Source organism: Mesorhizobium sp. WSM4976, from assembly GCF_029625685.1.
Classification (GTDB): Bacteria; Pseudomonadota; Alphaproteobacteria; order Rhizobiales; family Rhizobiaceae; genus Mesorhizobium.
In genome coordinates this window covers 111266-125382 of sequence record NZ_JARTVT010000010.1, presented here as the reverse complement: position 1 = coordinate 125382, position 14117 = coordinate 111266, and the positions used below count along the sequence as shown (strand labels likewise).

At 64.5% G+C, this 14117-nt stretch carries 9 protein-coding genes; 6 read left to right on the top strand and 3 right to left on the bottom strand.

Annotation, left to right across the window (positions count from 1 at the left end; all coding sequences use genetic code 11):
* The first annotated feature begins 1 nt into the window (after position 1).
* The 3 genes from P9272_RS14275 to P9272_RS14265 are packed head-to-tail and all read left to right on the top strand — an operon-like array spanning position 2 to position 2893.
* Positions 2-814 carry an ABC transporter ATP-binding protein gene (locus tag P9272_RS14275; protein WP_128257200.1) on the top strand — a complete coding sequence of 271 codons (813 nt, stop codon included), beginning with the start codon at positions 2-4 and terminating at the stop codon, positions 812-814.
* Between the two features lie 14 nt (positions 815-828).
* The gene (locus P9272_RS14270) at positions 829-2202 is read left to right on the top strand and encodes an MlaD family protein (RefSeq protein ID WP_278161026.1); all 1374 of its coding nucleotides are present in this window, start codon (positions 829-831) and stop codon (positions 2200-2202) included.
* 37 nt (positions 2203-2239) lie between these two features.
* Positions 2240-2893 carry an ABC-type transport auxiliary lipoprotein family protein gene (locus P9272_RS14265; RefSeq protein WP_278161025.1) on the top strand — a complete coding sequence of 218 codons (654 nt, stop codon included), beginning with the start codon at positions 2240-2242 and terminating at the stop codon, positions 2891-2893.
* Between the two features lie 95 nt (positions 2894-2988).
* Here the strand turns inward: P9272_RS14265 and P9272_RS14260 are convergent, their stop codons facing one another.
* A complete protein-coding gene (locus tag P9272_RS14260; RefSeq protein WP_278161024.1) occupies positions 2989-9405 on the bottom strand; it encodes a kinesin in 6417 nt (2138 codons plus the stop codon).
* A 300-nt stretch (positions 9406-9705) separates the two neighbouring features.
* On the opposite strand from P9272_RS14260, the gene P9272_RS14255 reads away from it, so the two are divergent.
* From P9272_RS14255 to P9272_RS14245, 3 genes are all read left to right on the top strand, one after another.
* The gene (locus P9272_RS14255; protein WP_278161023.1) at positions 9706-10074 is read left to right on the top strand and encodes an Hpt domain-containing protein; all 369 of its coding nucleotides are present in this window, start codon (positions 9706-9708) and stop codon (positions 10072-10074) included.
* A gap of 99 nt (positions 10075-10173) precedes the next feature.
* Positions 10174-10494 carry a 2Fe-2S iron-sulfur cluster-binding protein gene (locus P9272_RS14250; protein ID WP_128257195.1) on the top strand — a complete coding sequence of 107 codons (321 nt, stop codon included), beginning with the start codon at positions 10174-10176 and terminating at the stop codon, positions 10492-10494.
* Between the two features lie 232 nt (positions 10495-10726).
* Positions 10727-11758 (top strand): NAD(P)/FAD-dependent oxidoreductase, encoded by a 1032-nt coding sequence (locus P9272_RS14245; protein WP_278161022.1) that lies wholly within the window; start codon positions 10727-10729, stop codon positions 11756-11758.
* Positions 11759-11763: 5 nt separating this feature from the next.
* Here the strand turns inward: P9272_RS14245 and P9272_RS14240 are convergent, their stop codons facing one another.
* Both P9272_RS14240 and P9272_RS14235 read right to left on the bottom strand, forming a co-directional pair.
* A complete protein-coding gene (locus P9272_RS14240; protein WP_278161021.1) occupies positions 11764-13248 on the bottom strand; it encodes an MDR family MFS transporter in 1485 nt (494 codons plus the stop codon).
* A gap of 225 nt (positions 13249-13473) precedes the next feature.
* Complete coding sequence (locus P9272_RS14235) at positions 13474-14094, bottom strand: DUF922 domain-containing protein (protein ID WP_128257192.1); 621 nt, start codon at positions 14092-14094, stop codon at positions 13474-13476.
* Between the last annotated feature and the right edge of the window lie 23 nt (positions 14095-14117).

Sequence of the window (14117 nt, the reverse complement as noted above, 5' to 3'; positions counted from 1 at the left end):
GATGGCGAACGGCAACGGCGCCATGGCAGCGGAGCACACGAACGATGGCGAGATCGTGCTGTCGGTTCGCGACGTAACAGTCGCCATCGGTGACAAGCTGATCCTCGACAAGCTTTCGCTCGACATCAAGCGCGGGGAGATTCTCGGCTTTGTCGGCGCCTCGGGCGCTGGCAAATCGGTGCTGCTGCGCACCATATTGGGGCTGATGCCGAAGCAGTCGGGGACGATCAGCCTGTTCGGCGTCGATGTCGACAAGGCAAGCGAAGCCGATCGCCTGCGCATCGATATGCGGCTTGGCGTCCTCTTCCAGCATGGGGCGCTGTTTTCGGCGCTCACGGTACTGGAGAACGTGCAGGTGCCGATGCGCGAATATCTCGACCTGCCCAAGGCGCTGATGGATGAGCTCGCCATGCTCAAGATCGAACTGGTCGGGCTGCCGGCTGACGCCGCGCAGAAATTCCCGTCAGAACTTTCCGGCGGCATGATCAAGCGCGCGGCGCTGGCGCGTGCGCTTGCGCTCGATCCCGACATCGTCTTTCTGGACGAACCGACCTCAGGGCTCGATCCGATCAGCGCAGCAGAGTTCGACGAACTGGTCGTCAAGCTGCGCGACACGATGGATCTGACCGTTTACATGGTCACGCACGACCTCGACACGCTGTTCACCGCTTGCGACCACGTGGCGGTGCTCGGCAACAAGAGGGTGCTGGTGGAAGGCACGATCGACGACATGCTGAAGAGCGATGAGCCGTGGGTGAAATCCTATTTCCGCGGAAAACGCGCCCGGCAACTTGATCTTGCGGCGCGCGCATAGCGATAAGTGGGGCGATGGAAACAAGAGCCAACTACGTAATCGTCGGCATCTTTACCCTGGGCGCGATCCTGGCGGCCTTCGCCTTCGTCTATTGGACGGCCGCGATCGGAAACAGGGGCGAAACGGCGATGTTGCGCGTGCGCATCCCAGGCTCGGCCTCCGGCCTCAGCCGCGGCAGCCTGGTGCTGTTCAACGGCGTCAGGGTGGGCGACGTGAAAAACGTCTATATTGACGGCGACGATCCGACAGTTGCCATCGCCGATACAGAAATCGCCCGCTGGACGCCGATCACCAAATCGACGCAGGCCGATATCGGACTTACCGGTCTCAGCGGCCAGGCCAATATCGAGCTCAAGGGCGCCGACCCGAAGGAAGCCAGGCTGCTCGACGAGGCGGAGAAGGAAGGCAGGGTCGCCGAGATCGTCGCCAACCCCTCTGCGGTCACCAACCTTTTGCAGACGGCGCAGGACATCTTCACCCGCGCCGACAAGGTGCTGAGCGAGCTTGAAGGCTTCACCAAGGACGTTCGCGATCCGCTGACCCAGACGGTCAAGAACGTCCAGACCTTCTCGGACGCGCTGGCCAAGAATTCCGACGGCATCGACAAGTTCCTGTCGGCGGTGAGCTCGCTTTCGGATCAGCTGAAGAACGTCTCGGGCCGGCTAGACAGCACGCTGAAGGCCGCCGAAGGCCTGCTCAATTCCGTCGACAAGGATCAGATCAAGAGCATCGTGGCCAATGTCGATACGGTGACGGCGAACCTGAAGGAGACGTCGAAGCAGTTCGACACCGTCATCGGCAACGTCAACACGGCGGTCGGCTCGATCAACGATTTCGCCAAGCAGACGCAAGGGACATTGGCCAAGGTCAACGGCGTGCTCGACGGCATCGATCCGGCGGATGTCAAAGCTGCTTTGGCCAACATCCAGAAGGCCAGCGCCAGCGCCGACAAGGCCGCGTCCGACATCGCCAAGGTCACCGACAAGATCGCCAACCGCTCGGACGACATCAATGATACGATCAAGAATGCCGGCCAGCTTGCGCAGCGCCTCAACGACGCCTCGGTGCGCGTCGACGGCATCCTGGCCAAAGTCGATAATCTCCTCGGCTCCGGTGAGACCAACGGCGTAATGGCCGATGCGAGGGCGACACTGAAATCCTTCAAGCAGGTTGCCGACACGCTGAACTCCCGCCTCGGCACCATCGTCGACAACCTGTCACGCTTCTCTGGCCAGGGCCTGCAGAATGTCGAGGCGCTGGTGCAGGACAGCCGTCGCTCGATCAACCGCATCGAGGAAGCGGTGACCGACCTCAGCCGCAATCCACAGCGCATCCTATCCGGCGGCGATGGTGAGGTCCGGCAGTTTGATGGAAGGGCGCGACGTTGACTTCGGCCACCGCGACCGCCAAGAAAATGAATCGCGAATGCGGGTTGACCGTAAGGTCCGGGGACAGCGGGGATCACGCGTGAAGTCGGTCAGGGTGGTAGCGGGTCGTTTGAGATTGTCCGCGGCAGCGTTGCTGGTGCTTGCGCTTGCCGGCTGCGCGGCTCTGGGCGGCAAGCCAGCACCGCTCGATACGTTCGAATTGTCGGCGCCGTCGGTCGACGTTCGCGCTCACAGCCGCCGCCAGATTCTGATCGCCCAGCCTTCGGCGCTCAAGGCGCTGGACAGCCAGAACATCGTCATCAGGCCATCGGACCGCTCCATCCAGTTCCTGAAGGGTGCGCAATGGGCGGACCGGCTGCCGCTGATCGTGCAGGCGAGGCTGGCAGAGACTTTCCAGCGTTCCGGCAGCTTTGCCGGCGTAGGCAAGCCGGGCGAGGGGCTGGCCATCGATTACCAGATCATCGTCGAGGTGCGCTCGTTCGAGGTGCGCGTCAATGGCGGTGACCATGCCGACGTCGACCTGTTCGTGCGCATCCTGAACGACCGAAACGGCGAGGTGCGCGCCTCGAAGGACTTCACCGCAAGCGCGCCGGTTTCCGGCGGCGGCAACGCGGCTTACGTCCGCGCGCTGGACAATGCCTTCGGCCAGGCGGCCGAGGATATCGTCCGCTGGACGGATTCAACGATCTGAGCGCCGGCCGAGCCGACAATCGACAATCGTGGGCATGAAAAAGGCGGGTCAAGAGTCAAGACCCGCCTTTATTAGTTTGCAATTTGCTTGGCGGCTCAGTGCAGCCGGCCGCTGGCGTGGGCCAGCATGGTGTAGACCTTGCCGGTGTCGGAGGTCAGGTAGGTCTGCGCCATGATGTTGTCGCGGTCGTTGCGCGAGACATCCTTGAGCAGCTTCTCGAAATCCTCGCAGTAGCGATCGACCGCGGCGCGGAATTCCGCCTCGGCCTGATACTTGCGGCGGATCTCGTCGAAGGTCTGCTGGCCCTTCAGCGTGTAGAGGCGACGGGTGAACACGTCGCGCTCGCCGCGGCGGTAGCGGTTCCAGAGCTCGATCGAGGCGTCGTGGTCGATGGCCCGCGCGATGTCGACCGAGAGCGAGTTCAGCGACTCCATGACATGCAGGGGCGAGCGCTGGGCAGGCGTGGCGCGCGGCGCTTCCGCCGGCGCCGCCGGACGAAGCTCCTCCTCGCGCGAGGCGTTGGTCAGCAGGTCGCGCACCCAGCCACCCTGCTGCGACTTGCCGTTCTCGCGGCGCGGCCCCTCGGCGGGACGCTCCAGGTCGAGCGTGCCGCGCAGCGTGGTCTCGGCGAGCGGCGCCTGAGGGGCGCGAGCCGTTGGTTGCGGCTGCGGCTGAGGCTGCGGAGCCGGCGGGCGGCGCAGCGGCGGCTCGGCGGCACGGGCCGGCGCTTGCTGCGGAGCAGGGCGCAGGCCGCGCGGCTCGCCCTGCTCGCTGCTGCCGCTGCGGCCGGATTTCGCAACGATATCCGACAGTTCCTTGAGCGCATTGATCTGTTCGGCGACCGCGCGGCGGATGGCAGAGGTCGACTCCTTGGCCTCCTCGGGCATTTCGATGACGCCCTTCTTCAACTCGGCGCGGGTCAGGTCGAGCTCGCTCTTGATGGAGCCCGCGGTGCGACGCATCTCCTCGGTCGCGTCGGCAAAGCGACGCGTCGCCGAATCGACGACCTCGGTGATCGCCGTGCGGATCTTCTCCGCCGACTCCATCGTGCGGCCCTCCGCGGTCTGCATCGTCTGGCCGACGAGGTTCTCGAAGGAACGCATCACCTTCTCGAGGTCTTCCGACTTCTTGACCAGGCCGACGGCGAGGTCCTCCAGCGAGGACTGGCGCTCCAGCGTGTGCTCGAGATTGCTCTGCGCGGAGCTGAGCAGATTCGAGGCGCTGGAGAGCAGCCGGCTGTGCTCGTCAAACTTGGTCGCGATCGAGGCCACCTCGCGCAGCGTCGCCGAGGACAGGTCGGTGAGCCGCGTCGTATTGGAATCGACCAGGCGCGCCGAGCTGGCGAAGGTCTGTGCGGCCTTCTCCGTGGTCGTGGCGAAGCTCTGCGTGCTGCCGGAGAGCCGCTCCTCGACTTGGCCGAGATTGACGGCGGCCTGCTCGATGAGCTGGCCGAGCTGGGCGCTGGAGGTCGTCATGCGGCCGATGAGATCGGCCACGCTGTCGGCAAGCGAGGACCGCGCGCCTTCGACGGCCGATAGCGTTTCGGCCGTGCGGCTGGCGAGAGCATTGACGAGGTTCGTGTTCTCGCTGCGCAGCTTCTCGGCCGCGCGTTCGGTGACCTCTTCCATGCTGCGCTGCAGTTCGGAGCCGCCCTGGGCGAAGCGCTCCACCAGCGGCTTGGCCGTCTCGTCGAGGATCTTCGCCATCTCGGCCGAACGCGCCGCGAGCATGGTGTTGAGCTCGCGGGTGTTGGCGCCAATCGTGCGCGCGGCCTCGTTGGTGCTCTGGCCGATATGCTGACCGACCGCCGTGAAGGTCTCGGCGATGACGTTGGCGCGCGAGATCAGCTGAGCCTCGGCGCTGGAGACCTGCTCGCTGAGCTTCTGGCCCATCGTCTCGGCCGTGTAGGCGAGGCGGTTTTCCACGCTCGCGACCTGATCCTCGACGCGCGCGGCGGCAGCCGTAGCGCTTGCCGCAAGCCGCTCATCGGCGCCGGCCAGCGCCTGCTCGATCTCGCGGGCATGCACGGCGAGCTCCTGGCCGGTCTGGCGGGCGCGGTCGGCGACACGCTGCTCAGTGGCGGCGAAGGCGCCGACGATCGTGTCGGCGTGTTCGCCGATCTTCGAGCTGGTCGAAGCGATGCGCGACACCAGGCGGTTGTCGGCGTCGTCGAAGATGCGGCCGATTTCGCCGGCGCGGGCCGAAAGCGCTTCCGAGCCCTCGGCGATGCGCGCCATGAGCTGCTGGTCAGCGCTGTCGAAGATGCGGCCGAGATCGGTGGCGCGGGCGGCCAAAGCCTCGGCCGATTCCGTGATGCGCATCGAGAGCCGCTCGTCGGCGCCCTCGAAGTTGCGCAGGATGTCGCCGGCGCGGGCGGCCAGCGACTGCGCCGTCTCAACAGCGCGGGCAACCAGCTTCTGGTCGGCCGCGTCGAAGGTGTTGGCGATCTCGCCGGCGCGCGTGGCCAGCTTGTCGGCGGTTTCCTCGGCGCGGGCCATGAGCGAGTTGGAGGCGTCGTCGGCGCGCGCCATCAGCATGTTGGACGTGTCCTGGGCACGCTCGTGCAGGCGACGGTCGGCCGCCTCGAAGGCCTGGGCGATGTCCTCGGCTCTCGCAAGCAGCGCGGCCGAGGTCTGCTCGGCGCGCTCGGCGATCTTGCGATCGGCATCGCTGAAGGCAGCACCGGCCTGCTCATGCAGGGTGCTGGTGACTTCCATGACCTTGTCGCGCAGCGCTCCCGCCACGAACACGGCGGTCTTCTCCAGCACGCCGCGGACATTGTCGACACCGGTCGACAGCGCGCGTTCCATGGTGCTGGCGCGTTCTTCGATGACGCCGGTCTGGCGGCTGAAGGCCTGCTCGATCTTCTCGACGTCGGCGGCGATCGCCGCCGAGATGTCGCCGCTTCTGGCGGCGATCTGGTCAATATGGCCGGACACCGAACGATCGACGTCCTTGCGCGCGTCGGCGAGCTTGGCGAGATCGTCCTCCAGGGCACGGGCCAGCATATCGCGGCCTTCGGACAGCTTGCCGACATGGCCGGCGATGACGTCGTCGATCTCGGATCGGCTTTCGGTCAGCTTCTGGAGGTCGGCTTCAAGGGCGCGCTTCAGGATATCGCGGCCCTCGGCGAGTTTTTCGACCTGGCCCGCGACAAGACCGTCGATGCCGGCACGGCTTTCAGCGAGCTTGGCGAGATCGGCTTCAAGGGCGCGTGTCAGCACGTCGCGGCCTTCGGCGAGCTTTTCGACCTGCCCGGAGACGAGGCCGTCGATGCCGGCACGGCTTTCGGCCAGCTTGGCAAGGTCGGCTTCAAGGGCGCGCGTGAGGATATCGCGGCCTTCGGCGAGCTTTTCGACCTGGCCGGCGACAAGGCCGTCGATCGAGGCCCGGCTCTCGGCGAGCTTGGCAAGGTCGGCTTCCAGCGCCCGCTTGAGGATGTCGCGGCCTTCCGCCAGCTTCTCGACCTGGCCGGCGACAAGCCCGTCGATGCTGGAACGGCTTTCGGCCAGCTTGGCGAGGTCGTCCTCCAGCGCCTTGGACAGCGTCGCGCGGTTCTGCGACAACTGGTCGGCATGCGTCTGCATGAGGCCGCTGGCATTGGCCATATCGGCGTCGAGCGCGCGCGAGAGTTCGGCCCGATGGCCGGTGATCTTCTGCGAATGATCGACGATTGCGCCCTGGATCGTGTTGAGATCGGCTTCCAGCGCGCGCTTGAGGATGTCGCGGCCTTCGGCGAGCTTCTCGACCTGGCCGGCGACCAGCCCGTCGATGCTGGAACGGCTTTCGGCGAGCTTGGCGAGATCGTCTTCGAGCGACTTGGACAGCACCGAACGGTCCTGGACGAGCCGGTTCTGGTGCTCGGCAACGGCGCCGCTGACATTCTGAAGGTCATCCTCCAGGGCTCTCGATAGGGCCGAGCGGTCTTGCGCCAGCTTGTTCTGATGATCGGCAATGGCGCCGCTGACGGCCTGCAGATCGGCTTCGAGGGCCTTCGACAGTTGCGAGCGATCCTCCAGCACCTTGTCGGAGTGTCCCGCAATAGCGCCCTTGATGGTGTTGAGATCGGCCTCCAGAGCGCGCTTGAGGATGTCGCGGCCCTCGGCGAGCTTCTCGACCTGGCCGGCGACGAGGCCATCGATCGAGGCACGGCTTTCGGCCAGCTTGGCGAGGTCGGCCTCCAGGGTCTGCGACAGCAGGCCGCGATCTTCGGCCAGCTTGCCGGCGTGGCCGTCGATCAGGCCGCGGATGCCGCTCAGATCGCTTTCAAGCGCGCGGCTGAGTTCGCCGCGGTCCTCGGCGAGCTTGGTCGAATGGGTCTCGATCAGGTTCCTGATACCGATGATGTCGGTTTCAAGCGCCTTGGCGAGCACGGCGCGGCCCTCCGCGATCTTCTCGACCTGGCCGGCGACAAGGCCGTCGATCGAGGCGCGGCTGTCCTGCAGCTTGCCGAGATCGGCTTCCAGGGCGCGCGCCAGGATGTTGCGGCCCTCGGCCAGCTTCCCGACATGGCCGGCAACCATTTCGTCAATCATTGTACGGGCTTGGACGAGCCTGCCCGAGTCTTCGTTCAAAGCCTGCGACAGGCGGTTGCGGCCTTCTTCGAGCTGCTCCAGATGGCTGCCCAGCGAGGCATCGATTGCGGCGCGCGACTCGTTCACCTTGCGCAGGTCTTCTTCCAGCGCGCGCGAAATCAAGCTGCGACCTTCCGCCAGCTTCTGCACCTGGTTGGTGACGGCGGCATCGATCGCGGCGCGGCCTTCGGCGAATTTCGCCAGGTCTTCCTGCATGGCGGCAGCCATGCGTTCGCGGCTCTCGGAAAGCGAGCGGCTTTGGTTCTCGACGGCCTCCTCGATACCGACACGGGCATTGGCCAGCCGCTGGATATCGGAATCGAAGGAGCGCGAGACCACATGCCGGGCAGCTTCCATGCGGCCGGCGAAGTCGGTGGCGCGAGCTTCGAGCATGGAGGAGGTCGACGAGATGATGTCGGCCATATCGGCGCCGATCTGGGTCTTGCCCTGATCAATCATCGCCGACAGCGTGTCCTTGCTCTCCGCGAAGGCGTGGGCGATCTCCTTCGCGCGCTCCACCATCGTCTCGTTAATCTGGCGGGCGCGGGCTTCGAGGGCAGCGTTAAGCTTTTGCGTGCCAGTGTCGAGCGCTTCGGCGCGGGTCTGGAATTCGCTGATCAGCGCCTGGCCACGTTCGGCCAGCGTGCGTTCTATGCCGCTGAGGCTCGCCTCGAATTCAGAACTCAAGGTGCGCGCCGCGCCGCCGAGCAGCGAGACCATGCCATTAGTGCGGTCGTCGAGCAGGTCGGTCAGCGAGCGGGTGAGGCCGTCCGTGGTGTCGGTCAGCTTGGCGATACGAGTGTCGAGCAGGCTGGCGAAAGCCTCGCCGGAGGTCGAAAGCCGGTCGGTGATGTTGTCCAGGCGCGATTCGACGGAATCGAAGATCGACGTCGAGCTTTCATTGATGCGATCGATCAGCGTGTCGCCGGAATTGTTGATCGTCATCGACAGCTTGGTCGACGCATTGAGGATCGAATCGCGGATGATGTCGCTGGCCGCGCCGATCTCGTCGCGCAGCGTCTCGTGAGCGCTCGCGATGGAAGCGCGCACGCGCTCGGCGTGGGTAACGACGGCCTCCCGCTCGCTGCCGAGACCATCGACCAGCGAACGGATGCGGGCCTCGTTTTCGGAATAGGAGCGTTCGATCTGGCTAACTTCGCCATGGACCAACGTTTCGAGCTCGACGGCGCGGGCCAGGGTCCGTTCGATGCCTTCGCCCATGGCCGCCACTTCGCGGCGAACGGCCTGACCAATCATCATGACGCGGTCCTGGGCGAGGTTTTCAGGCTCCGCCAGACGGAAGGCGACCTCCGTCATCGACTGCGCGGCGATGCGCATCTCCTGAGCGCGCCGGATCATGGCGGCGAATGCCCAGAACAGGATGACCGGAACGATCGCGGCAACCGCCAGGCCGATCAGTTCGGGACGGGCGAAGAACTGGTCGAAAGTGCGAATCTTCCAGATGCCAGGGCCGAAGAGGAGGTTGGCCAGGCCGCCGGCGCCGGCGATCCATGCCAGTGAGATAAAGGCGATCACCCAGTAGACGGTGCTCGATGCACGCCGGTTGAGGCTGTGGAGCAGCGTCTTGTAATCCTTCTGACGGTCGTCATTGGCGGGCGTGAAGCCGGCCGGGGGCGTGAAGCCGGACGGTTGTCCATTGCGCGGCTCGACTGGGCGCAGCTCGGCCGGCTTGGCCGCGGGCGCCCTTGGAGGCTGGGCGGCGGCGGGCTGAGGGTTGTTCGCGGGCTCTGTCCGCTGGCTGCGACCTTCGCGCGCCAGCTCGTCGGCCGCCGCCGATATCTGTGCTTCGAGATCCTCCATCGACGCCGCCATGTCGAGCCCGCCTTCGTCGCCGGCAAGGTCAAGGTCGAGCGCCTTTTCCAGTTCCGCGGCTACGTCATTCTCGAGAGACTTGGTCGTCGTTGGTTTCTTAGCCATGCCTTCGCTACCCTGTACTAGCTGCCGCGGAACTTATGATTTTGGCCTGATTCTGGCCCGATTCTGGCTTATCTGTCCCGAGCAGGAGGCTGAAAATGGACCTTCGTATCGTAATGACACACAGGGGTAAAGAAAACATGCATTCCCGGCGATACGTAAAACTTTAAATATAAGGTTAACGGAAGCGTGATCCGGCCGCCTCCGTGACAACATTTTCCCCCTCCAATCGTTAACCCGTTGGCGACCGGAATCGCCTATTTTCTTGGGCTCGTCTGCCCGCTTTATGGAGTTGCAGTGCGTATGCGTGGCGAAAGTGGTATTGCGTTTTCCATGCCGGGGGGAGATGCGTCCGGAACGGCTGGCGCCCGACCCGTGGATCTTGGCCATCTGGCGCGTCAGACAATGGGCGACCGCGACCTGGAGCGGGAGGTGCTGGCGCTGTTCGTGCAGCAGTCGCTTGCCGTTCGCGATCAGATCGCGGACGCCGACACCAGACAGCGGGTGCTTCTGGCGCACGGCTTGAAGGGCTCGGCGCGCGGCATCGGCGCCTTTGCGGTCGCCGAATGCGCGGCGATCATCGAGAAGCAGCCGGAAGACGTCCGGGCACTCAAGCGGCTCGGCATGCTGGTCGAGGAAGTGCGCGACTTCATCGCGGGCATCAGCCGCTAGCATTATCTTTTTGAAAAGCGTCATTTTGTGGCGCTTTCGCGTCGCAGTTGACTTGTCCGGTGGAGTGATTATCTCCGTCGCGATTCCTCAGGTGACTTAATGACCAAGCTGACTTACATCGCCCATGACGGGACCCAATTTGACGTGGAGGCCGAAAACGGCTCGACCGTCATGGAAAACGCGATCCGCAACGCGGTGCCCGGCATCGAGGCCGAATGCGGCGGCGCCTGCGCCTGCGCGACTTGCCATGTCTATGTCGACGAGGCATGGACGGCCGAGGTCGGCGAGCCGGAGGCGATGGAGGAGGACATGCTGGACTTCGCGTATGACGTCCGGCCGAATTCGCGCCTCTCTTGTCAGATCAAGGTGCGCGACGCGCTGGACGGGCTGATCGTTCGGGTTCCCGAACGCCAGGGCTGAGGTGCGCAGGTATTCAGGTGATTCCGGCCTGCAATGGCCGCCTCCTGCGCTTCCGGCGCTCGCGTACTTCAAGTACGCTCCGCTCCGGTTCTCGGGAACCATCATTCTCGACTCGGCCTGACCTGAATCTCGGCACACCTCTGGGCGCTTCCAAATATTCTTTCGCGCTCGCTGCTTGGCAGCAGGCGATAGCTCATGCAGTCTCATTGCATTCCCACAAGGGGCGCAGCGAATGAGCAATATCATCAAGACGGACGTACTCATTGTCGGCGCCGGGCCGGTCGGCCTTTTCGCTGTGTTCGAGCTCGGCCTGCTCGACATGAAATGCCATCTCATCGACATTCTCGACCGTCCCGGCGGCCAATGCGCCGAGCTCTATCCGGAAAAGCCGATCTACGACATTCCCGGCTGGCCCACCATCTCGGCTCAGGGCCTTGTCGACAAGCTGATGGAGCAGATCGCGCCGTTCAAGCCGGACTTCACCTTCAACCGCATGGTGTCGAGCCTCGAAGCGCTCGAGGATGGAAGCTTCCGCGTCGCTACCGACGAGGGGGAACTGTTCGAGGCCAAGGTGGTGGTAATCGCGGCCGGTGGCGGGTCTTTCCAGCCCAAGCGCCCGCCCATTCCGGGCATCGAGGCCTATGAAGGCAAGAGTGTCTTTTATTCGGTCCGGCGCATGGAAGAATTCCGAGGCCACGATCTCGTCATTGTCGGCGGCGGCGACTCGGCGCTCGACTGGACGCTCAACCTGCAACCGATCGCCAGGAGCGTGACGCTGGTGCATCGCCGCCCCGAATTCCGGGCGGCGCCCGACAGCGTCAACAAGATGTACGCCTTGCAAGAGATGAAACGGCTCAAGTTCCTGGTCGGTCAGGTCAGCGGGCTTGCCGGGACCGGCGGCCAGTTGTCGTCGGCGACCATCAAGGGCGGCCCGGACGGCGACGTCGACGTGCCATGCACCCGCATGCTGCCGTTCTTCGGCCTCACCATGAAGCTCGGACCGATCGCCGAATGGGGCCTCAATCTTAACGAGAACCTGATCCCGGTAGATACGGAGAAGTTCCAGACGTCGATCCCGGGCATCTTTGCCGTGGGCGACATCAACTGGTATCCGGGCAAGCTGAAGCTGATCCTGTCAGGCTTCCACGAGGTCGCGCTGATGGCGCAAGCCGCCAAGCGCATCGTCAGCCCGGGCGAGCGCATCGTCTTCCAGTATACGACCTCGTCGACCAGCCTGCAGAAGAAGCTCGGCGTCCACGATTGACGCGCTTATTCTGCGAGCACGGGTGCCGGTTGCTCGTCATGGCCGCGCAGCGGCTTTTCCGGCATCAGCGCCAGCGCAATCAGCGCCAGCACAAGCGTGACGCCAGCGGTGAGGAAGATCATCACGAACGGCGTCGCGGATGTCAGCTGGATATGGGTCTGCGAGCCCTCGGCGGCCAAGGGCAGCCCGTAACCAAGCGCGACCGCGCCGAGCATGGCGACGCCGAGAGCGCCGCCCAGCGTGCGCAGGAAGGTCAGAACGCCCGTCGCGACGCCGAGATGCGCGCGGTCGACGGCGTTCTGCACTGAAATGGTGCTGACCGGGAAAGTCGTGCCGCTGCCCAGGCCGATCAGTGTCGTCAGCATCTCAACCTCGAGCAGAGAGGCGTGTCCCGCAATGGCACTGAGCACGCCAATGCAGACAATCGCCAGGCTGATGCCGGCCATGGCGATGCGCTTATAGTGGACGAAGCGCGCGATCATGCGGCCGCTGAAGGCGGCGCCGGCCACCGTGCCGAGCATGAGGCCGAGCATCGCCGTGCCGGATTCGGCGACCGATAGCCCAACGACCGATTGCAGGTAGACTGGAAGATAGACCGACGCGCCTATGTTTGCGGCCTGCAGCAGGAACATCGATAGCGTGCCCGCGAGCACGATCCGGTTGCCCAGCACGTCGAGCGAGATCAATGGCTCCGCGGCCTTGAGCAGCCTCAGCGCGAAGAAGGCCCAGACCACCGCCGAGCAGGCCACCAGCCCAAGAATCTCCGATGAAAACCAGGGATAAGTGCTGCCGCCCCAGCTTAGCGCCAAAAGCAGCAGCGCCGTGGCGACGACCAGGAGCACTGCTCCCAATCCGTCGATTCGGTGATGCTTAGCCGGGATCGGCAGCTTCTTCAGCGGGTTGTTGATAATGGCCATGGCCAGGAAGCCGATCGGCAGGTTGATCCAGAAGATCAGCGACCAGTGCAGGTGTTCGGCGAATACGCCGCCGAGCAGAGGGCCGGCAACGCTGGCCACCGCCCATGTGCCGGAGATCCAGGCCGCGTAGCGTGCGCGCTCGCGCGGTGGCACGAGATCGCCGATGACCGTCTGGGCCAGCGCGAAGAGACCGCCGCCGCCGGCGCCCTGGATGGCGCGGCCGATGACCAGCACCAGCATGTTGGGGGCGAGCGCGCTGACCAACGACCCGAACAGAAAGATCAGAATGGCGGCATAGATGATGGCGCGACGACCGTAAACATCCGAGATCTTGCCATAGAGCGGCGACATCGCCGTCGCGGTCAACAGATAGCCGGTGACGATCCACGGCAGATATTCGGCATGGCCCAGAGCGCGCGCGATCGTCGGCAGCGCTGGAGCGACGATTGTCTGGTCAAGGGCCGCCAGCAGCATCGACAGCAGCACGCCGCCGATGATCGCATTCTTCTCGCTCTCGCTCATCAGCGGCGCGGCTTTCAGCGCCATCGCCTGGTTCTCGACGGTCTGGTCCATGCGTCATTCTTTCAAGGCTGATGCCCAGCGTGCCCAAGACGGTCCTGGTCGGCACGTTGCGCCTGGCGCCTGTCATTTCTCTCCGTTGTTCGAGTCCCAGGCTGGTTTTAGGCCCGGATGTTTCGAACCCGCTATATGTCGTCGATATAGGCCGATTTCGACCACCGCTCGAAGTTTTTATGATCTGGCACGATGCTTGGACGAAATTGGTCCGGACGGTCTTGGTCAGGGCGGCGGCAGTTGCCCGGCTTCGACGCGCCCCATCCGGTAGCGCAACAGACGGAGGATGCGGCTTTCGAAATTGACGCTTTCGACGCGGTCGAAGCGCAGCTGGTCCTGGTCGTGCCTGGCGAGTTCGGCAGCCTGGATGGAGGCGGCCTTCGCCTTGGCTTGTTCGCAAGTCTTCTGCACAGGGGCCGACTTCAGCGCATCTTCGAGCAGACGCGCATGGTTCTTGGCGATCTCGACATGGCGCTCCTCATGCCGCTTGATGTCGGCCGAGAGCGTGTCCCAAAACAGTCTGACGTCAGGATCGACTTTGGGCGGGCGCCGCCATTCGGGGAGGATCACCTTGACCTTCACGGTGACGGCCGCGTCGGCGATGCGGCAGGATTCGGCACTTTGCGCGTAGCTGATACGGGTCGTAAAGGCCATCTGCGTGGCGCCTGGATGCCGCGAGCCGGTGCTCTTCACTTCGGGGCCGTTTCTGGACAGCTGGTTCCGGATATCCTCGAGCGTGCGGCCGCCGACGCTGAAATAGCTGTAGGTCTTCACCAGATTCGCAGTGGCCGCCGGCGTGGCGGCGAACGCGAGCATCAGGGCGCAGAGCACGGAACGTTTCATCATATTGCCTCTTCACGCACCTTGCT

Coding starts and splice junctions, on each gene's coding strand:
- P9272_RS14275 (WP_128257200.1), top strand. CDS start 2: ATGGCGAACGGCAACGGCGCCATGGCAGCGGAGCACACGAACGATGGC.
- P9272_RS14270 (WP_278161026.1), top strand. CDS start 829: ATGGAAACAAGAGCCAACTACGTAATCGTCGGCATCTTTACCCTGGGC.
- P9272_RS14265 (WP_278161025.1), top strand. CDS start 2,240: ATGCGGGTTGACCGTAAGGTCCGGGGACAGCGGGGATCACGCGTGAAG.
- P9272_RS14260 (WP_278161024.1), bottom strand. CDS start 9,405: ATGGCTAAGAAACCAACGACGACCAAGTCTCTCGAGAATGACGTAGCC.
- P9272_RS14255 (WP_278161023.1), top strand. CDS start 9,706: ATGCGTGGCGAAAGTGGTATTGCGTTTTCCATGCCGGGGGGAGATGCG.
- P9272_RS14250 (WP_128257195.1), top strand. CDS start 10,174: ATGACCAAGCTGACTTACATCGCCCATGACGGGACCCAATTTGACGTG.
- P9272_RS14245 (WP_278161022.1), top strand. CDS start 10,727: ATGAGCAATATCATCAAGACGGACGTACTCATTGTCGGCGCCGGGCCG.
- P9272_RS14240 (WP_278161021.1), bottom strand. CDS start 13,248: ATGGACCAGACCGTCGAGAACCAGGCGATGGCGCTGAAAGCCGCGCCG.
- P9272_RS14235 (WP_128257192.1), bottom strand. CDS start 14,094: ATGATGAAACGTTCCGTGCTCTGCGCCCTGATGCTCGCGTTCGCCGCC.